General features: G+C 72.4%; 18 protein-coding genes. 17 read left to right on the plus strand and 1 reads right to left on the minus strand.

Annotation, left to right across the window (positions count from 1 at the left end):
* Nucleotides 1–5: 5 nt before the first annotated feature.
* From H9623_RS00790 to H9623_RS00865, 16 genes are all read left to right on the plus strand, one after another.
* Nucleotides 6–695: a hypothetical protein gene (locus tag H9623_RS00790; protein WP_193718185.1), complete on the plus strand. Its 690-nt coding sequence runs from the start codon at nt 6–8 to the stop codon at nt 693–695.
* A gap of 128 nt (nt 696–823) precedes the next feature.
* Entirely contained in the window at nt 824–1690 is an 867-nt protein-coding gene (proC, locus tag H9623_RS00795; protein ID WP_193718186.1) for a pyrroline-5-carboxylate reductase, read from the plus strand.
* Nucleotides 1687–2757, plus strand: a complete 1071-nt coding sequence (locus H9623_RS00800; RefSeq protein ID WP_227747943.1) for a LacI family DNA-binding transcriptional regulator — start codon at nt 1687–1689, stop codon at nt 2755–2757. The genes proC and H9623_RS00800 overlap by 4 nt, the downstream gene beginning before the upstream one ends.
* 206 nt (nt 2758–2963) lie before the next feature.
* Nucleotides 2964–4577, plus strand: coding sequence for a xylulokinase (locus H9623_RS00805; RefSeq protein ID WP_193718187.1), 1614 nt, complete (start codon nt 2964–2966; stop codon nt 4575–4577).
* Nucleotides 4578–4596: 19 nt separating this feature from the next.
* Entirely contained in the window at nt 4597–5448 is an 852-nt protein-coding gene (locus tag H9623_RS00810) for an L-ribulose-5-phosphate 4-epimerase (protein ID WP_193718188.1), read from the plus strand.
* 100 nt (nt 5449–5548) lie between these two features.
* Nucleotides 5549–7057, plus strand: a complete 1509-nt coding sequence (araA, locus tag H9623_RS00815; protein ID WP_193718189.1) for an L-arabinose isomerase — start codon at nt 5549–5551, stop codon at nt 7055–7057.
* Between the two features lie 113 nt (nt 7058–7170).
* Nucleotides 7171–8010, plus strand: coding sequence for a translation elongation factor Ts (tsf, locus tag H9623_RS00820; RefSeq protein WP_193718190.1), 840 nt, complete (start codon nt 7171–7173; stop codon nt 8008–8010).
* Nucleotides 8011–8184: 174 nt separating this feature from the next.
* Entirely contained in the window at nt 8185–8919 is a 735-nt protein-coding gene (pyrH, locus tag H9623_RS00825; protein ID WP_193718191.1) for a UMP kinase, read from the plus strand.
* A gap of 100 nt (nt 8920–9019) precedes the next feature.
* Complete coding sequence (frr, locus tag H9623_RS00830) at nt 9020–9577, plus strand: ribosome recycling factor (protein WP_193718192.1); 558 nt, start codon at nt 9020–9022, stop codon at nt 9575–9577.
* Between the two features lie 21 nt (nt 9578–9598).
* Nucleotides 9599–10444 carry a phosphatidate cytidylyltransferase gene (locus H9623_RS00835; protein ID WP_193718193.1) on the plus strand — a complete coding sequence of 282 codons (846 nt, stop codon included), beginning with the start codon at nt 9599–9601 and terminating at the stop codon, nt 10442–10444.
* A gap of 147 nt (nt 10445–10591) precedes the next feature.
* The gene (rlmN, locus tag H9623_RS00840) at nt 10592–11728 is read left to right on the plus strand and encodes a 23S rRNA (adenine(2503)-C(2))-methyltransferase RlmN (protein ID WP_193718194.1); all 1137 of its coding nucleotides are present in this window, start codon (nt 10592–10594) and stop codon (nt 11726–11728) included.
* The gene (locus H9623_RS00845; RefSeq protein ID WP_193718195.1) at nt 11725–12276 is read left to right on the plus strand and encodes a DivIVA domain-containing protein; all 552 of its coding nucleotides are present in this window, start codon (nt 11725–11727) and stop codon (nt 12274–12276) included. Before rlmN ends, H9623_RS00845 begins: the two co-directional genes overlap by 4 nt.
* Nucleotides 12277–12345: 69 nt before the next feature.
* Entirely contained in the window at nt 12346–13527 is a 1182-nt protein-coding gene (gene dxr / locus H9623_RS00850; RefSeq protein ID WP_193718196.1) for a 1-deoxy-D-xylulose-5-phosphate reductoisomerase, read from the plus strand.
* 145 nt (nt 13528–13672) lie between these two features.
* The gene (locus tag H9623_RS00855; RefSeq protein WP_193718197.1) at nt 13673–14983 is read left to right on the plus strand and encodes a M50 family metallopeptidase; all 1311 of its coding nucleotides are present in this window, start codon (nt 13673–13675) and stop codon (nt 14981–14983) included.
* Between the two features lie 196 nt (nt 14984–15179).
* Entirely contained in the window at nt 15180–16319 is a 1140-nt protein-coding gene (gene ispG / locus H9623_RS00860) for a flavodoxin-dependent (E)-4-hydroxy-3-methylbut-2-enyl-diphosphate synthase (RefSeq protein ID WP_193718332.1), read from the plus strand.
* A gap of 10 nt (nt 16320–16329) precedes the next feature.
* Nucleotides 16330–17268, plus strand: coding sequence for a GNAT family N-acetyltransferase (locus H9623_RS00865; RefSeq protein ID WP_193718198.1), 939 nt, complete (start codon nt 16330–16332; stop codon nt 17266–17268).
* 3 nt (nt 17269–17271) lie between these two features.
* Here H9623_RS00865 and H9623_RS00870 read toward each other — a convergent pair whose 3' ends face one another.
* Nucleotides 17272–18225 (minus strand): Fpg/Nei family DNA glycosylase, encoded by a 954-nt coding sequence (locus H9623_RS00870; RefSeq protein ID WP_193718199.1) that lies wholly within the window; start codon nt 18223–18225, stop codon nt 17272–17274.
* Nucleotides 18226–18337: 112 nt separating this feature from the next.
* On the opposite strand from H9623_RS00870, the gene H9623_RS00875 reads away from it, so the two are divergent.
* Nucleotides 18338–20191 (plus strand): proline--tRNA ligase, encoded by a 1854-nt coding sequence (locus tag H9623_RS00875; RefSeq protein WP_227747944.1) that lies wholly within the window; start codon nt 18338–18340, stop codon nt 20189–20191.
* Nucleotides 20192–20250: the final 59 nt, after the last annotated feature.

A 20250-nucleotide genomic window follows, 5' to 3' on the forward strand; every position in this document is an offset into this window, starting at 1 on the left:
GTGCCATGAGCCAGCAGACGGGGCGGCCGCGTCCACCGTCCCAGGACCGTCCGGGCCTGAGGGACAGCCGTCACCACCGCGGTCCCTCGTCGGACGTCTTCGCACGACGGCGCCTGGTCGCCCTGGTGCTCCTCGTCGGCCTGCTGGTCGGGTTCGTCCTCCTCCTCGCGTTCGTCTGGCCGGGGTTCGCCTCGGGGGGCGCGGAGAAGGAGCCCGCCGAGGTCACCGTCACCGCACCTCCCGCGACACCGACGATCGAGCCGGTCGAGCGGTCGGCGACCACCGAGCTCGCGAAGGCGCTGCCTGCGAGCGTCCTGCAGTTCGCGCTCCGGGAGGAGGCCCCGACCGACGACTACGGTGACGCCGGGGTGATCGAGGCGCACGCGCTGACGTACGCGGACGCCGAAGGGGACGATGCGATCCTCGTCACGGTGCTCGCAGGGCAGTGGGGCACCGACGACGAGGCGAAGGAGGCGTACGACGACCTGGTCGCCGCCGCCGTCGACGCGGGCGGCGAGCCCGCGTCCGAGGGTGACGTCGAGGTCGGTGGCGAGGTCGTGGGAACCTATGTCGTCACCCCGGTCGCAGAGACCGAGGGGACGTCGACCGTCACCTGGCGCAACGGCACGGTCGTGCTGCAGGCGACCGGACCGGTCGACGAGATCGAGAAGTTCTTCACCGCGTTCCCGCTCTAGCCGCGGTACCGTCGGCGACGGCGCAGCGGGGCGCACCAGGTCAGGTGCTCCCCGCGCACCGGGCTCGTCGGCCCTCGGCGGGCACCGGCCGACGGACCGGGACGCACGACCAGGAAGCAGGAACGACGATGTCCTCGACGCCCACGACGACCCACGAGGAGCTCACCCCGGGGCCCGCCCCACGGCTCGCGGTCCTGGGGACCGGCGTCATGGGGGAGACGGTGCTGGCCGGAGCCCTGCGCGCCGGCTGGCCCGCGTCCGAGGTGGTCGCGACCGTGCGCCGCCCCGAGCGGGGCCACGAGCTGGGGGAGCGCTACGGTGCGACCACGACGACCGACAACGCCGGGGCCGTCCGGGGGGCGCGGGTGGTCGTGGTCGCCGTCAAGCCCAAGGACGTCGCCGCCCTGCTCGCGGAGGTCTCGCCCCACCTGGGCGAGGGGACCGTGGTGGTGAGCGTCGTCGTCGGGCTCTCGACGCGGTTCTACGAGGACCGGCTCCCGGCCGGGACGGCGGTCGTGCGCGTCATGCCCAACACCCCGTCGGTGATCGGTGCGGGCGTCAGCGCGGTCAGCGGCGGCTCGGCCGCGAGCGACGACGACGTCGCCCTGGTCGAGCGGCTCCTGGGCGAGACCGGGCTCGTGGTGCGCGTCGCGGAGAAGGACCAGGACGCGGTCGGGGCGCTGTCCGGCTCCGGCCCCGCCTACGTGTTCTACGTCGTGGACGCGCTCGCGGAGGCGGGCGTGCTGCTCGGGCTGACCCGGGCCGTCGCGCTCGAGCTCGCCACGGCGACCGTGCTCGGCTCGGCCCGCATGCTCGACGAGACGGGCGAGCACCCCGTGATCCTGCGCGAGAAGGTGTCGTCGCCCGGAGGGACCACGGTCGCCGCGCTGCGGGAGCTCGACGCGGGCGGGGTCCGGGCCGCGTTCCTCTCGGCCCTCGAGGCGGCCCGCGACCGGTCGCAGGAGCTCGCCGCGGCTCTCGAGGCGCAACGATGAACGGCGAGCACGGACGGACCCGGCCCCCCGCGATGTCCGACGTCGCCGAGGTCGCCGGGGTGTCGCACCAGACGGTGTCGCGCGTCCTCAACGACCATCCGAGCGTGCGCCCGGAGACGCGGGAGCGGGTCCTCGACGCGATCGCGCGGCTCGGGTACCGACGCAACAGCGCGGCCCGGGCGCTGGTCACGGCGCGCTCGGGCACCATCGGCGTCGTGACGACGGGCTCGGCGCTGTACGGGCCGACGAGCACGCTCATCGCGGTCGAGGGCGCGGCGCGCGAGCACGGCTACTTCGTGTCCGTCGCGACGATCCGCAGCTACGACGCGGAGACCATGAACACGGTCCTCGAGCACTTCATGGCGCAGGCCGTCGAGGGGATCGTGGTCATCGCGCCCCAGACGGACGTCGCGTCGGCGGTCGACTCGTTCCGGGCCGCGGTGCCGGTCATCCTCATCGCGGCCCGCGAGCCGGGCGAGACGCCGGGGGGTGGCCCGCACGCCGGCGCCGCGAGCATCCTGCCGATCGCGGTCGACCAACGGCTGGGGGCGCGGCTGGCCACCGAGCACCTGCTCGACCTGGGGCACCGGACGGTCGTCCACCTGAGCGGCCCCCTCGACTGGTTCGACGCGCGCGAACGCGCGCGCGGGTGGCGGGACGCGCTCGCCGCGCGCGGGGTGCCGGAGGCCGAGCGCGAGATGATCCGCTGCACGTGGTCGTCCGACGCGGGCTACGAGGTCGGGCGCGACCTGGCCCGGCGCGTGCAGGCGGGGGACGGGCCGAGCGCGGTCTTCGCGGGCAACGACCACCTGGCGCTGGGCGTCCTGCAGGCGTTCTGGGAGGCGGGCGTCGTGGTCCCGCGCGACGTGTCGGTCGTCGGGTTCGACGACGTCGAGGGCTCGGCGCACTTCATCCCACCGCTCACGACCGTCCGTCAGCCCTTCGACGAGCTGGGGCGCCGCTGCATGGCGCTGCTGCTCGACGCGTTCGCCGGGGCGACCCCGGAGTCCGCGCAGATCCCCCCGGTCCTCGTGACCCGGGCGAGCTCGGCCGCGCCGCGCACCTGAGGCGCCCGGCGCCGCCGCCCGCCTGAACCGCCCGCGCGCCGCGCTCGAGACGTGGGCGCGCTCCCGCGGCGGGACGCCGTTCAGCGCCCTCGAGAACCTCGATCCTCCCGACAGGCCGTCGACGGGGTGGCGAAACATCGCGTGTGAGCGCTAACATTCACGCCAGGACGTAGCCGAGCGCGACGATGCGACGAGGAGAGACAGCAATGGTGCAGCAGGACGAGGTGGTCGACCTGAGGGAGTCGGTCGTCGCCGGGAACACCGCACTGGGGATCGAGCTCGGCTCGACGCGGATCAAGGCGTGCCTGGTCGGCCCGGACGGGACCCCCGTCGCGAGCGGCAGCCACGCGTGGGAGAACGAGTACCTCGACCGCACCTGGACCTACTCGCTCGACGCGGTGCGCGAGGGGCTGCAGCACTGCTATGCAGACCTGGTCGCCGACGTCGAGCGCCGGTACGGCGTACGCCCGACGACGTTCGGGGCGATCGGCGTCTCCGCCATGATGCACGGCTACCTCGCGTTCGACGCCGACGGCGAGCAGCTCGTCCCGTTCCGGACCTGGCGGAACACGACCACGGGCAAGGCGGCGGCCGAGCTCTCGGAGCTGTTCGACCACAACGTCCCGCTGCGCTGGTCCGTCGCCCACCTGTACCAGGCGATCCTCGACGACGAGCCCCACGTGGCCCGGGTGGCGTCCCTCACGACGCTCGCCGGGTACGTCCACCGCGCCCTCACCGGCCGCCCGGTGCTCGGGGTGGGCGACGCGTCCGGCATGTTCCCCGTCGACCCCGCGACGCGCACGTACGACCGCCGCATGCTCGACGCGTTCGACGGGCTCGTCGCCACGCGCGCACCCGGCCTCGCGGTCGAGCCCCTGCTGCCCGAGGTCCTCGTCGCGGGTCAGGACGCCGGGAGCCTGACCCCCGCGGGCGCGGCCTGGCTCGACCCCACGGGCGCCCTCCGCCCGGGCGTGCCGTTCTGCCCCCCAGAGGGTGACGCCGGGACGGGCATGGTGGCGACGAGCTCGGTCGCGCCGCGCACGGGCAACGTCAGCGCCGGCACGAGCATCTTCGCGATGGTCGTGCTCGAGCACGCCCTCGCCGCCCGCCACCACGAGCTCGACCTGGTCACGACCCCCGCGGGCGACCTCGTCGCGATGGTCCACTGCAACAACGGGGCGAGCGAGCTCGCCGCCTGGGCCGACCTGTTCGGCGAGGTCACGTCCGCGCTCGGCACCCCCGCGGCGCCCGACGACGTGTTCGGCGCGATCCTGCGCGCCGCTCTCGACGGCGACGCGGACGGCGGTGGGCTGCTCGCGTACAACTACCTCTCGGGTGAGCCCATCACCGGGCTCGAGGAAGGGCGCCCCCTGGTCGTCCGGACGCCCGGCAGCAGGCTGACCCTCGCCAACTTCATGCGCACGCAGGTCTACAGCGCGTTCGGCACGCTCGCCCTGGGCATGCGCGTGCTCGCGGCCGAGGGCGTCGCGCTCGACGCGATGTTCGCGCACGGCGGGATCTTCCGGACCGAGGGCGTGGCCCAACGGCTGCTCGCCGCGGCGATCGGCGCGCCCGTGACCGTGGGGCGGACAGCGGGCGAGGGCGGTGCGTGGGGCATCGCGGTGCTCGCCGCCTACGCACGCTCGGTGACCGGAGGGAACGACCAGGACCTCGACACCTACCTCCGTGAGCACGTGTTCGCGACGGCCGAGCTGGACACTGCCAGGCCCGACCCGGTGGACGCGGCGGGCTTCGCCGCCTACCTCGACCGCTACGACGCGGGCCTCGCGGTCGAGCGCGCCGCCGTCGACGCGCTCTGACCCCGACGAAGGAGATCTCATGAGCACCCTGCCCACGACGACCGAGGCGAGCGGGCCGACCGGCTCCGCAGGCCCGGGCGGTCCGACCGGGGCCGCCGACCCGTCCCGCTCGACCGGTCCCGGCAACCCTGCCGGAAGCCCGACGGCCCCGCCGCCGGGCGTGCCCGCCCACCTGCGCGCCGCGGTCGACGCCGCCAAGGAGCGGGTGGCCGCGCTGCACGCCGAGCTGCCCCGCTGGGAGCTCGTGGTGTGGACGGCGGGCAACGTGTCCGAGCGCGTGCGCGCCGCCGAGGGTCCCGGTGGCGCGGACGGCCGTGGTGACCTCCTCGTCATCAAGCCGTCGGGCCTGTCCTACGACGACATCACACCCGAGTCGATGGTCGTGTGCGACCTCGACGGGAACCTCGTCGAGGGGGACCGTGCGCCGTCGTCGGACACCGCGGCCCATGCCTACGTCTATCGCCACATGCCCGAGGTGGGCGGGGTGGTGCACACGCACTCGACGTACGCGACGGCCTGGGCCGCGCGCGCCGAACCCGTGCCGTGCGTCCTGACGATGATGGCCGACGAGTTCGGCGGCGACATCCCGGTGGGGCCGTTCGCGCTCATCGGCGACGACTCGATCGGGCGAGGCATCGTCGAGACCCTGCGCGAGTCCCGCAGCCCCGCGGTGCTCATGCGCAACCACGGGCCGTTCACGATCGGCAAGGACGCCCGCTCGGCCGTCAAGGCGGCCGTGATGTGCGAGGAGGTCGCCCGGACCGTGCACGTCAGCCGCCAGCTCGGCGACCCGACCCGGATCGAGCAGTCCGACGTCGACTCGCTCTACACGCGCTACCAGCACGTCTACGGTCAGCCGCCCGCGCGCTGACGCGCGGCGGGCGGCGCGTCAGCGCGCATCCCCTCACCCGTACACCCGGCCCCGCACCGACGCGGGGGCCGACCCCACCGACACGAAAGATGTGGACCCCATGAGCAAGCCCTACGCGGACCGCGAGATCTGGTTCCTCACCGGCAGCCAAGACCTGTACGGCGAGGAGACGCTGCGCCAGGTCGCGGAGCAGTCGCAGGAGGTCGCGCGCGCCCTCGACGCGTCCGCCGACGTCCCGGCGAACGTCGTCTGGAAGCCCGTCCTGAAGGACGCCTCGTCGATCCGGCGCGCGATGCTCGACGCCAACGCGGACGACCGCGTGCTCGGCGTCGTGACGTGGATGCACACGTTCAGCCCCGCGAAGATGTGGATCGGGGGGCTCGACGCGCTGCGCAAGCCGTTGCTGCACCTGCACACGCAGGCGAACGTCGAGCTCCCGTGGGACTCGATCGACTTCGACTTCATGAACCTCAACCAGGCCGCGCACGGCGACCGTGAGTACGCGTACATGGCGACGCGGCTCGGGGTGGCGCGCACGACCGTCGTCGGGCACGTGTCGAACCCGGCCGTCACGGCACGTGTCGGGTCGTGGGTGCGCGGGGCCGCGGGCTGGGCGGCGACGCACGAGCTGCGCCTGGCCCGGTTCGGCGACAACATGCGCAACGTCGCCGTGACCGAGGGGGACAAGACGGAGGCCGAGCTGCGCTTCGGTGTGAGCGTGAACACGTGGGGCGTCAACGACCTCGTCGCTGCCGTCGACGCCGTCTCCGAGGCGGACGTGGACGCCGTCGTGGCCGAGTACGAGGACCTCTACGACGTGGCCGAGGAGCTGCGCAAGGACGGCGACCGGCACGAGTCGCTGCGCTATGCCGCCCGCCAGGAGATCGCCCTCGAGACGTTCCTCGAGTCGGTCGGTGCCAAGGCGTTCACGACCAACTTCGAGGACCTGGGCGACCTGCGCCAGCTCCCCGGCATCGCGGTCCAGCGGCTCATGTCCAAGGGCTACGGGTTCGGTGCCGAGGGCGACTGGAAGACGGCCGTGCTGGTCCGCGCCGCGAAGGTCATGGGCGAGGGGCTGCCCGGCGGCGCGTCGCTCATGGAGGACTACACGTACGACCTCACGCCCGGCAGCGAGAAGATCCTGGGCGCCCACATGCTCGAGGTCTGCCCGTCCCTGACGACGTCGCGTCCGCGCGTGGAGATCCACCCGCTCGGGATCGGCGGCAAGGAGGACCCGGTCCGCATGGTGTTCGACGCCGACCCCGGCGTGGGCGTCGTCGTCTCGCTCGCCGACATGCGCGACCGCTTCCGCCTCACGGCCAACGTCGTGGACGTCGTCCCGCCGAGCGCGCCGCTGCCGCACCTGCCCGTCGCACGTGCCGTGTGGGAGCCGCGACCCGACTTCGTGACGTCGGCCGAGGCCTGGCTCACCGCGGGCGGCGCGCACCACACGGTGCTCTCGACCGCCGCGGGCATCGACGCGTTCGAGGTGTTCGCCGAGATGGCGCGCACCGAGCTGCTCGTGATCGACGAGAGCACCACGCGCCGCGGTTTCCGTGACCAGGTCCGCTGGAACCAGGTCTACTTCCGCGTCGCGCAGGGCCTGTGAGCGGATCCGCCTCGGGCTCGCCGGACGCGGGGGGGCCCCCCCCCCCCGCCGCACCGCCCGCTCCACGTTCTCCCCGGGGAGCCCCGGGACCCCAGACAGGTAAGGACACCACCATGGCGAACTACACCGCAGCCGACATCAAGGCACTGCGCGAGCGCACCGGCGCCGGCATGCTCGACGTCAAGAAGGCGCTCGACGAGGCCGACGGCGACTCCGAGAAGGCGCTCGAGATCATCCGTGTCAAGGGGCTGAAGGGCGTCGCCAAGCGCGAGGGCCGTTCGACCTCCGAGGGCCTCGTCGCCGTCGACATCGCGGAGACCGAGGGTGGCCAGGTCGCCACGCTCATCGAGCTCAACTCCGAGACGGACTTCGTCGCGAAGAACGAGAACTTCCTCAACCTCGCGGCTCGCGTGCTCAAGGCCGTCGCCGACTCGGGTGCTGCCGACACGGACGCGGCTCTCGCTGCGGACGCCGACGGTGAGTCCGTCCAGCTCGTGATCGACAACACCGCCGCGTCGCTGGGCGAGAAGGTCGTGCTGCGTCGTGCGACGCGGATCGCCGGGGAGCGCGTCACCGCGTACCTGCACCGCACCGCCAAGGACCTGCCGCCGTCGATCGGTGTCGTCGTCGCGACGAACGCCGCGGGCGAGGCCGTCGCCAAGGACATCGCGCAGCACATCGCCGCGCTGTCCCCGACGTACCTGTCGCGCGAGGACGTCCCCGAGGACGTCGTCGCCAACGAGCGTCGCATCGCCGAGGAGACCTCGCGCAACGAGGGCAAGCCCGAGGCCGCGCTGCCGAAGATCATCGAGGGTCGCCTGAACGGGTTCTTCAAGGACGTCGTGCTGCTCGACCAGCCGCTCGCGAAGGACCCCAAGAAGACCGTCGGCCAGGTCCTCGCCGAGGTCGGTGGCACGGTCACCGAGTTCGTGCGGTACCGCGTCGGCGCCTGACGCACTCCACCGGTGGCCCGGTCCGCGCTCGCGCGGACCGGGCCACCGCGCACCGGGACCCTGGGGGTCCACGGTGCACATGCACCACCCGGGGACGACGAGCAGGACCGCCCCCGGTACGTCCTGGGGCAGACCCCGGGAGATCGGAACGACGAAGGACAGGTGGCTCGGCACATGGGCGACAAGATCGAGACCAAGACCCCCGCACGTCGGGTACTGCTGAAGCTCTCGGGGGAGACCTTCGGGGGCGGACAGATCGGCCTGGCGCCGGACGTCGTGCAGCGGGTGGCCGGTGAGATCGCCGAGGCCGTCCGCGAGGGCGTCCAGGTCGCCATCGTCGTCGGCGGTGGCAACTTCTTCCGCGGTGCCGAGCTCTCGCAGCGTGGCCTCGACCGTGCCCGCGCCGACTACATGGGCATGCTGGGCACGGTCATGAACTGCCTCGCGCTCCAGGACTTCCTCGAGCAGGCCGGCGTCGACACGCGCGTGCAGACCGCCATCACCATGGGGCAGGTCGCCGAGCCCTACATCCCGCTGCGTGCCATCCGCCACATGGAGAAGGGGCGCGTCGTGATCTTCGGCGCGGGCGCCGGCATGCCGTACTTCTCGACCGACACGGTCTCCGTCCAGCGCGCCCTCGAGACGCACTGCCAGGAGGTCCTCATGGGCAAGAACGGCGTCGACGGCGTCTACTCGGCGGACCCGCGCACCGACCCGGACGCGGTCAAGCTCGAGCACCTGACGTACACCGACGCGCTCGTCAACGACCTGGCCGTGATGGACGCCACGGCGCTGAGCCTGTGCCGCGACAACGACGTGACCATGCGGGTCTTCGGGATGGGCGAGCCGGGCAACGTGACCCGCGCGCTGCTGGGGGACAATATCGGGACACTGGTCACGACGAGCTGACCGGACGACGACGAACGACCCGGGTCGCGCCGCGTCCCGGGTGCGCCGCCCCGTGCGGCGCAGGACGGCTAGCCCAGCTACGCACGACGAAGGAGCACTGGTGATCGACGAGACCCTCCTCGAGGCCGAAGAGAAGATGGACAAGGCGATCGAGGTCGCCAAGGAGGACTTCGCGAACATTCGCACGGGACGTGCGAGCGGCGCGATGTTCAACAAGATCACGGTCGAGTACTACGGCGCTCCGACGCCCCTGCAGCAGCTCGCCTCGTTCAACACCCCTGAGGCACGCACGATCGTCATCTCGCCCTTCGACAAGACCGCGCTGAGCGCGATCGAGAAGGCCATCCGTGACTCGGACCTCGGGGTCAACCCCAGCAACGACGGCAACATCATCCGCGTCGTGCTCCCCGTCCTGACGGAGGAGCGTCGCCGCGACTACGTGAAGCTGGCGAAGGGCAAGGCGGAGGACGCCCGCGTCTCGGTGCGGAACATCCGTCGTCGTGCCAAGGAGCAGCTCGACCGCATCGTCAAGGACGGCGAGGCCGGCGAGGACGAGGGCACGCGCGCCGAGAAGGAGCTCGAGGTGCTCACCAAGAGCCACGTCGACACGATCGACGCTCTGCTCGCCGGCAAGGAGAGCGAGCTCCTCGAGGTCTGATGCAGAAGTCTGAACGCACCGATGACAAGTGATGCGGTCGCGTCCAGGCCCCGGCGGACGCCGAAGGCCGGACGCGACCTGCCCAAGGCGATCTCCGTCGGGGTCGGTCTGCTCGTCCTGGTGGGGGCCTCGCTGGCCTTCCGGCCGGAGCCGTTCGTGCTGCTCGCGACCGCCGCGGTCGGCGCGGCGCTGTGGGAGCTGAAGCAGGCCTTCCTGCGCCGCGACATCCACCTGCCGCTCCTGCCGCTCCTCGTGGGGGCGGTCGGGATCCTGGTCTCGTCGTACTACTCGGGCCCCGAGGCCCTGATGGTCTCGTTCGTCCTGACCGTGGCAGGAGTCGTGGTCTGGCGGGTCATCGACGGCTCGGGGACGGCGGCGGTGCGCGACGCCGCGGCGGGCACGTTCGCGACGGCGTACCTGCCGTTCATGGCGGGCTTCGTGATGATGATGCTCGCGAACCCGGTCAACGGCAGGATCCAGGTCCTCCTGTTCATCCTGCTGGCGGTCTCCAACGACGTCGGCGGGTACGTGGCCGGGGTCCTGTTCGGCCGCCATCCGCTGGCTCCGTCGATCAGTCCCAAGAAGAGCTGGGAGGGGCTGGCAGGCTCGTTCGTGCTGGCGACGGCCATCGGTGTCGTGGGGGCCGTCTACGGGCTCGGTGTGAGTCCCGTGATCGGTGTCCTGCTCGGCGTCATGGTGCCGCTCACGGCCACCGTGGGCGACCTGGCGGAGTCGATGATCAAGCGCGACCTAGAATTGAAGGACATGGGGTCGCTCCTGCCGGGGCACGGCGGGATCCTCGACCGCCTGGACTCCATGCTCCTGACCGCTCCGTTCGTGTACCTGCTGCTCTCCGTCTCGCTCTGAGACGTCCCCAGGAGGGCAGGCGCGGACGCACGCGCGCGTGCCGGGCTGCGTGAGAACGCGCCGGCACGCTCGCACGAGCGCACCTGACGCGTCGTCCGACGACGTGGTGCGCTGACCTGTTCCACCCGCTCAACCTCTGGATCCTCCATGTCTGTTCGTCCGTCCGTCGAATCGAAGCCGCTGCCGCTCGTCATGTCGGCGCCCCGTCGTGGGAAGCCCCCGCGCCACTTCGCCGACCTCTCCCCGGAGGAGCGCAAGGCGGCGGTCGTCGAGCTGGGTGAGAAGCCCTTCCGGGCCAAGCAGCTCGCGACGCACTACTACTCGCACTTCACCAACGTCGCGGAGGACATGACCGACCTCCCGCAGGCGACGCGTGACCTGCTGGTGGAGAACCTCATGCCGACGCTGCTCACCCCGGCGCGCGTGATGCAGGCCGACGGCGGGACGACCGTCAAGACGCTGTGGAAGCTGTTCGACGCGGCCAAGGTCGAGTCGGTGCTCATGCGCTACCCGAACCGGTCGACGCTGTGCGTGTCGAGCCAGGCCGGCTGCGGCATGGCGTGCCCGTTCTGCGCGACCGGCCAGCTCGGCCTGACGCGGAACCTGTCGACGGCGGAGATCGTGGAGCAGGTGCGCTCGGCGGCGAAGTCGCTCGCGGACGGTGACATCCCCGGCGGCCCGGCGCGGCTGAACAACCTCGTCTTCATGGGGATGGGCGAGCCGATGGCCAACTACAAGGCGGTCATGGGCACGATCCGCCAGCTCGTCGCGCCGGCCCCCGAGGGGCTGGGCATGTCGGCCCGCAACATCACGGTCTCGACCGTGGGCCTGGTCCCGGCGATGAACAAGCTGGCGGCCGAGGGCATCCCGGTGACGCTCGCGCTCTCGCTGCACGCGCCCGACGACGACCTGCGCAGCGAGCTCGTCCCGATCAACACGCGCTGGTCGGTCGACGAGACCCTGGACGCGGCGCGCAACTACTTCGAGGTCACGGGCCGCCGGGTCAGCATCGAGTACGCGCTCATCAAGGACATGAACGACCACGCGTGGCGTGCCGACCTGCTGGGCGAGAAGCTCACGGCTCGGGGCTCGGGCTGGGTGCACGTCAACCCCATCCCGCTCAACCCGACGCCGGGCTCGATCTGGACCGCGAGCGAGCGCGAGGTGGAGGACGAGTTCGTCGCTCGCTTGCGCGGGCACGGGATTCCGACCACTATTCGTGACACACGCGGCAGTGACATCGATGGTGCGTGCGGACAGCTGGCAGCCGAGGAGGAAGAGTGAGTGCGTTGTTCAGCACCGTCTCGAAGGTGCGCAACGGGTACGACCCGGAAGAGGTGGACGAGTTCTTCGACCACGCACGTCAGGTCTACGAGGGCAAGAAGCCGGAGCGTCTGACGAGCACCGACATCCAGGTCTCGATGTTCGACCTGGTCCGTGGCGGGTACGACACCCACGAGGTCGACGCGGCCCTGGACCGCCTGGAGGGGGCCTTCATCGCCCGCCAGCGCGCCGAGTACGTCGCGGTCAACGGCCAGCAGGCCTGGATGAACGCGCTGGCCGAGCGGGCACGCAGCCTGTACGGGCGCCTGGGGCGTCCGGACGGCGAGCGGTTCGCCCCTGCGGGCCGCGGCGAGTGGGGCTACGACATGGACGACGTCGACGACCTGTGCGACCGCCTCGTGGCCTACTTCGACCGTCAGGAGCCCATCACTGCTGCCGAGATCCGGGCCTCGACGTTCGCGCGGCGCCGTGGCAAGGACGGCTATGCGGAGGGACCCGTGGACGCGTTCTTCGCGCGTGCCATCGAGGTGCTGCTCGGCGTCGAGTGACGCGCAGGTGAGGCCCGCCCGACGGCGCCGCGCGCCTCGGGCGGTCCTCGCACCTGGGAGGATGTCCTCATGAGTCTGCGCAGCGTGACCCTGCTCGGGTCGACCGGTTCCATCGGCACCCAGGCGATCGACGTGATCTCGCGCCATCCCGACCGGTTCCGCGTGGACGCGATCTCTGCCGGCGGGGCGAACGCGGACCTGCTCGCACGCCAGGCGCTGGAGCTGGGGGTCGCACGGGTCGGCGTCGCGGACCCTGCACGGGCCGTCGAGGTCGAGGCGGCCCTTGCTCGCCACGGTGCGGGCACGGCGAGCCCGGTCGAGGTCCTGGTCGGCCCGGACGCCGCGACAGAGCTCGCGGGGGCGGGCTCCGACGTCGTGCTGAACGGCATCACGGGGTCCGTGGGTCTGCGACCGACCCTGGCCGCACTCGGGGCGGGGTCGACGCTCGCGCTGGCCAACAAGGAGTCCCTCGTCGTGGGCGGCGTGCTGGTCCAGGACGCGAGGCGGCGTCCGGACCAGATCGTGCCGGTCGACTCGGAGCACTCGGCGATCGCGCAGGCCCTGCGGTCGGGGCGTCGCGAGGAGGTCCGTCGGCTCGTGCTGACGGCCTCCGGTGGACCGTTCCGCGGCTGGGCCCGGGACGACGTCAAGGTGGTCTCGCCGGAGCAGGCGCTCGCCCACCCGACCTGGGCCATGGGGCCGGTCGTGACGATCAACTCGGCGACGCTCATGAACAAGGGGCTCGAGCTCATCGAGGCGCACCTGCTGTTCGACGTGCCGACCGAGGAGATCGCGGTCGTGGTGCACCCGCAGTCGGTCGTCCACTCGATGGTCGAGTTCGTGGACGGGTCGACCATCGCCCAGGCCTCGCCGCCGGACATGCGTCTGCCCATCGCGCTCGGCCTGAGCTGGCCGGACCGTCTGGGCGAGGTCGCCGCGGGGTGCGACTGGTCGGCCGCGACGGCCTGGACGTTCGAGCCCCTCGACGAGGCACTCTTCCCTGCGGTCGGGCTCGCACGCGCGGCGGCCTCCGCCTCGGCGACGCACCCGGCGGTGTACAACGCGGCGAACGAGGAGTGCGTCGCGGCGTTCCTCGCGGGGCGCATCGGGTTCCTGGACATCGTCGAGACCGTGGAGCGCGTCCTGGGCGAGCACGAGGGAACCTCGCGGGCCGCGGTCACGTTGGAGGACGTGACGGGCGCGGAGGCGTGGGCCCGGGCAAGGGCTCACGAGATCCTGGCACGGCACTGAGCCCTGCCGTGTCCTGGCCGCTCGCAGGATCCGCCGGGCGCCCGGGGACCTCCGCGGGTCTCAGGCGTTCCGCAGGAATCGGCGATAGGTTCGCCCCTTCCGCACAGTCACCCTCTCTCTCGCAGCATCCTCGAACGGAGTTCTCATGGCCGCGGTGATCGGCATCCTGGTCGTGCTGGTCGGCATCCTCGTGTCGATCGCGCTGCACGAGGTCGGACACATGGTCCCGGCGAAGAAGTTCGGCGTCCGGGTCAGCCACTACTTCGTGGGCTTCGGCCCGACCCTGTGGTCGCGGACCAAGGGCGAGACCGAGTACGGCCTCAAGGCGATCCCGCTGGGCGGCTACGTGCGCCTCGTGGGGATGTACCCGCCGGCGCCCCCGGGGGCGAAGCAGTCGAACGGTTTCTTCGGCCGCATGGTGCAGGACGCGCGGGAGATGAGCGCCGAGGAGATCCTGCCCGGCCAGGAGCCGCGGGCCTTCTACAACCTGTCGGTGCCCAAGAAGATCGTCGTGATGTTCGGCGGACCGTTCATGAACCTCGTGATCGCGTTCGTGCTCATGACGGTGGTGCTGGTCGGGATCGGTTCGCCGCAGGCGACCACGACGGTCGCGACGGTGCCTGCGTGCGTGGCGCCGGCCTCTGCCCCGGCGGACTACGAGTGCGCCGCGGGCGACCCGGCGACCCCTGCCGCGGAGGCGGGGGTCGAGCCCGGGGACACGATCGTGTCGTTCGACGGCGAGCCGGTCGCCTCGTGGGAGTCGCTGGTCGGCAAGATCACGGGGGCCGCGGGCGAGACGGTCCCGCTCGTGGTCGAGCGTGACGGAGAGCGCGTCACGCTCGAGATCACCCCGACGGAGGTCGAGCGCCCGATCGTCGGGGACGACGGGCAGTACGTGACCGACGACGCGGGCGAGCTCGTGCTCAGGCCGGCCGGGTACGTGGGGATCGCCCCGACCCAGGAGCGGGTCTCCGAGCCGCTCAGCGCGGTGCCCGCGGCCATCTGGGCCCAGGTCAGCGGGACGGCCGAGGTCATCGTCGCGCTGCCGGCCAAGCTGGTCGACGTGGTGCAGTCGACGTTCGGCGGCGAGGAGCGCGACCCCGCCTCGGTCATGGGTCCGGTCGGCGTGGGGCGGATCGCGGTCGACGTCGTGGGGGCGGACTCGGTCGACGTGGTCGACCGCGTCGCGGTCATGCTGAGCCTGCTGGCCTCGCTCAACATCGCGCTGTTCGCGTTCAACCTCATCCCTCTGCCGCCGCTCGACGGCGGGCACATCGCGGGCGCGCTGTACGAGGGCGCCAAGCGCCAGGTCGCCAAGGTCCGCGGGCGCCCGCGCCCCCCGCACGCCGACGTGGCCAAGCTCGTGCCGCTGGGGCTGGCCATGTGGGTCGTCCTGCTCGGCATGGGCGTGCTGCTGATCTACGCGGACATCGTCAACCCGATCCGTATCACCTGACCCACGCCCGACCCGCCGTCGAGCCGCGCCCGACCCACCCGCCCGCCCGCCCGGGCCGACCGCGGTCCGGGGCGCCGGGAACCCGTGAAGATCTCGCGAACGTTCGTGTGCGGAGCGGGGCGAGGGGCGTCGTCGGGCGCGGGGCGGGTGCCGCGCGGGGGATACTGGGTCCGTGAGCGTACCCATCAGCCTTGGCATGCCAGCAGCACCCCCGCCGGTCCTCGCGCCGCGCCGCAAGACGCGCAAGATCAAGGTCGGCAAGGTCGACGTCGGCGGTGACGCCCCCGTGAGCGTCCAGTCGATGACCACGACCCCGACCACGGACATCAACGCGACCCTCCAGCAGATCGCCGAGCTGACCGCGGCGGGCTGCGACATCGTGCGCGTCGCGGTGCCGAGCCAGGACGACGCGCTCGCGCTGCCGGCCATCGCGAAGAAGTCGCAGATCCCCGTGATCGCGGACATCCACTTCCAGCCCAAGTACGTCTTCGCGGCGATCGACGCGGGCTGTGCCGCGGTGCGCGTGAACCCGGGGAACATCCGCAAGTTCGACGACCAGGTCAAGGAGATCGCCCGCGCCGCCGCGGACGCGGGCACCTCGATCCGGATCGGCGTGAACGCCGGGTCCCTCGACCCGCGCCTGCTCGCGAAGTACGGCAAGGCGACCCCGGAGGCCCTCGTCGAGTCGGCCGTCTGGGAGGCGTCGCTGTTCGAGGAGCACGGCTTCCACGACTTCAAGATCTCGGTCAAGCACAACGACCCCGTGGTCATGGTGCGCGCCTACGAGCTGCTGTCCGAGCGCGGCGACTGGCCCCTGCACCTCGGCGTGACCGAGGCCGGCCCGGCGTTCCAGGGGACCATCAAGTCGGCCACGGCGTTCGGTGCGCTGCTGAGCAAGGGCATCGGCGACACGATCCGTGTCTCGTTGTCGGCCCCGCCGGTCGAGGAGGTCAAGGTCGGCATCCAGATCCTGCAGTCGCTCAACCTGCGTCCGCGCAAGCTGGAGATCGTCTCGTGCCCGTCGTGCGGCCGCGCCCAGGTGGACGTGTACACGCTCGCGGAGAAGGTCACGGCCGGGCTCGAGGGCATGGAGGTGCCGCTGCGCGTCGCGGTCATGGGCTGTGTCGTGAACGGTCCGGGGGAGGCGCGCGAGGCGGACCTCGGTGTCGCGTCCGGCAACGGCAAGGGTCAGATCTTCGTCAAGGGCGAGGTCGTCAAGACGGTGCCCGAGTCGATGATCGTCGAGACGCTCATCGAGGAAGCGATGCGGATCGCCGAGACAATGACGCCGGAGAACGACGCGCAGGCCGGTCCGCCGGTCGTCACCGTCGGCTGAGCCCGCGGCGATGGCGCGCTGGCACCCCCCGGGGCCGTGGTCCCGGCCGGAGGCCGCCCGGGTCCTGACGGACGCGGACGTCCCGGCCGCGCTGGCGGTGTGCGCCGTGGACCCCGTGGCGTCGGCGCTCGCGGCCTCGCGGATCGTCGAGGCGACCAGGCTCTCCCAGAGCGGGGGACAGGTGTGGGGCTTCCCCGCGCAGGGGCCCCTGGTCGCGATCTGCTGGGCCGGGGCCAACCTGGTGCCGGTCGTCCCGGCGCAGGGCGCCGAGCGCGAGGAGGCGCTCGACGCCTTCGCGGCGCTCGCCCGCCGCTTCGGTCGGCGGGCGTCGTCGATCGTGGGCGATCGTGCTGCGGCGCTGGGCCTCTGGGAGCGTCTGGCGGAGCACTGGCCCGCCGCGCGCGACGTCCGTGACGACCAGCCCTCGCTCATGATCGACCGGGCCCCGAGCGTCGAGGCGGACCCGCTGGTCCGTCGTTCGGTCCCCGCGGAGCTCCCGCTGGTGCTGCCGGCGTGCGTGCGCATGTTCGTCGAGGAGGTCGGCTACTCGCCCGTGGCGGCGGGGGGCAACGCGTACAGGGAGCGGGTGCGCGGGCTCATCACCTCGGGCCGCTCGTTCGTGCGGCTCGCCGGTGGCGCACCTGCGCAGACGCCTGGGCCGGGCGACCCGCTCGCGGGCGTCGCGCCGTCCGAGCGGGTCGTGGCGTTCAAGGCCGAGCTCGGTGCCGTGACGCCCGCCGTCGCGCAGGTGCAGGGCGTGTGGGTCGATCCTCGCCTCCGGGGCCGACGCCTGTCCGAGTCGGGCATGGCCGCAGTCGTGGAGCTCACGCGCCGCGAGGTCGCGCCGGTCGTCTCGCTCTACGTCAACGCCTACAACGAACGGGCGCTCGCGACGTACCGCCGGGTCGGGTTCGAGCAGGTGGGGACGTTCGCGACGGTCCTGTTCTGAGCCCTACTTCAGGAGCTTCGACATGCGCCGGTCCGCGAGGACCTGCCCGCCGGTCTGGCACGTCGCGCAGTACTGCAGGCTGCGGTCCGCGAACGAGACCTCGCGCACGACGTCCCCGCACACGGGGCAGGCCTCTCCCGTGCGCCCGTGGACGCGCATCCCGCGCCGCTTGGCGTCCTTGAGCTCGGCGGCCGGCCTGCCCGACGACGTCGCGACGGCCTCGGAGAGCACGTCCCGGATCGCGTCGTGCAGGTGGGCCACGTCGTCGGCGTCGAGGCTGCGGGTCAGGCGGAACGGGCTGGTCCGGGCTGCGTGCAGGATCTCGTCCGAGTAGGCGTTGCCGATCCCGGCGATGAGCCGTTGGTCACGCAGCAGACCCTTGATCTGCTGGTTGCGTGCTGCGAGCAGCTCGGCCAGCCGTTCGCGCGTGAGCTCTGGCCCCAGGGGCTCGACGCCCAGGGTCGCGATCGCGGGCACCTCGGCGGGGTCGTGGACCAGGTGGATCGCGAGCCGCTTGCGCGTTCCGGCCTCGGTGAGGTCGAACCCGGAGCCGTCGTCGAGACGGACGCGCAGCGCGAGGACCGCGCGCACGCCTCCGCGGCTCGAGGTGGGACGCACGGGCGTGGTCGGCGCATCCTCCGACCAACGCAACCACCCGGCCCGGGCGAGGTGGAAGACCAGGTGGAGGTCGCCGTCGGGCGCTGTGCCCGTGGCGCCCGCGCCGCCCCCGACCGTCCCGCCTGCCCCGGCGCCCGCGGTCGCTGGACGCACCGCGAGGTCGAGCCACTTGCCGTGCCGCGACGCACCCGTGACCGTGCCGCCCACCAGGGCGGACAGGGGCGGGGAGAAGGTCTTGAGGGCGACGATCGACGCGAGGTCGGCCGCGACGACGACGCGACCGGTCGCGCGCTCGTCGAGGAACCGGACGAGCGCCTCGACCTCGGGGAGCTCGGGCACGCTTCCATGGTGCCCGTTCGTCGCGCCCTGCGCACCGCCGCGAGCGGGGACGGGGCGTGCGGCGCCCGGAACCCTGCGGGGGACCGGGCGCCACGACGGTAGGATCGGGCCCATGTCTTCAGCCTCCAGCCGGGTGGTCGGTCCCCCCGTCAAGCCCCTCAAGATGACCTCCCTGTTCCTGCGGACGCTGCGCGAGGACCCGGTCGACGCCGAGGTCGCGAGCCACAAGCTCCTCGTGCGCGCCGGCTACATCCGCCGTGCCGCCCCCGGCATCTACACCTGGCTCCCGCTGGGCCTGCGCGTGCTCGCCAAGGTCGAGGCGATCGTGCGCGAGGAGATGGAGGACGCGGGCGGCCAGGAGGTCCACTTCCCGGCGCTGCTGCCGCGCGAGCCCTACGAGGCCACGGGCCGCTGGGAGGAGTACGGCGCGAACCTGTTCCGCCTCACGGACCGCAAGGACGGCGACTACCTGCTCGCCCCCACGCACGAGGAGATGTTCACGCTCCTCGTCAAGGACATGTACTCGTCGTACAAGGAGCTGCCGCTCACGCTGTTCCAGATCCAGACGAAGTACCGCGACGAGGCGCGCCCGCGCGCGGGCCTGATCCGTGGCCGCGAGTTCATCATGAAGGACGCGTACTCGTTCGACGTGACCGAGGAGGGGCTCGAGGCCTCGTACCAGAACCAGCGCGCCGCCTACCAGCGGATCTTCACGCGCCTGGGCCTCGAGTACGTGATCGTGGCCGCGACGTCCGGGGCCATGGGCGGCTCGCGCAGCGAGGAGTTCCTCAACCCGACCGCGATCGGTGAGGACACGTTCGTGCGCTCGCCCGGCGGCTACGCGGCCAACGTCGAGGCCGTCGTCACGCCCGTTCCCGAGGCCCTGCCCTACGACGACGCCCCCGCGGCGCACGTCGAGGACACGCCCGACACCCCGACGATCGACTCGCTCGTCGCGCTCGCCAACGAGCGCTTCCCGCGTCCTGACCGCGAGTGGACCGCGGCCGACACGCTCAAGAACGTCGTGCTCGCGCTCACGCACCCTGACGGTCGCCGCGAGGTGCTCGTCGTGGGCCTGCCCGGCGACCGCGAGGTCGACCTCAAGCGTCTCGAGGCGGCGGTCGAGCCCGCCGAGGTCGAGCCCGCGGGCGAGGCGGACTTCGCCGCGCACCCCGAGCTCGTCAAGGGCTACATCGGCCCCGAGGTGCTCGGTCCGCAGGGCCCGCAGGTGACCGTGCCTGCGGAGGGCAAGACCCCCGCGTCGTCGCACTCGGCCGTGCGCTACCTCCTGGACCCGCGCGTCGTCGAGGGCACCCGCTGGATCACGGGCGCCAACCAGCACGGCAAGCACGTGTTCGACCTGGTCGCCGGGCGTGACTTCACGGCCGACGGCACGATCGAGGCCGCCGAGGTCCGTGCGGGCGACCCCGCGCCCGACGGCTCGGGCCCGCTCGAGCTCGCGCGCGGCATCGAGATCGGCCACATCTTCGCCCTGGGACGCAAGTACGCGCAGGCCCTGGGCCTGACGGTCCTCGACGAGAACGGCAAGCAGGTCGTCGTGACCATGGGTTCGTACGGGATCGGCGTGACGCGTGCGCTCGCCGCCCTGGCCGAGGCCAACCACGACGAGGCCGGCCTCGCGTGGCCCGCGCACGTGGCCCCGATGCACGTCCAGGTCGTGGCCACGGGCAAGGACCAGGCGGTCTTCGAGGCTGCCGCGTCGCTCACCGCGGAGCTCTCCGCGCGCGGCGTCGAGGTCCTGTACGACGACCGCCCCAAGGTCTCGCCCGGGGTCAAGTTCAAGGACGCCGAGCTCCTGGGTGCGCCGCTCGTCGTGGTCGTGGGCCGTGGGCTCGCGGACGGCGTCGTCGAGGTGCGCCCGCGCCAGGGCGGCGAGGCCGTGCAGGTGCCCGTCGCCGAGGTCGCCGACCTCGTCACCGAGAAGGTCGCCGCGCTGCTCGCCTGAGCAGCCGCCCGGCGGCGACGCCGGGACCGATGGACGCGGGCCGGGCCCGGGAGCGCTGG

Source organism: Oerskovia douganii (genome assembly GCF_015142735.1).
Classification (GTDB): Bacteria; Actinomycetota; Actinomycetes; order Actinomycetales; family Cellulomonadaceae; genus Oerskovia; species Oerskovia douganii.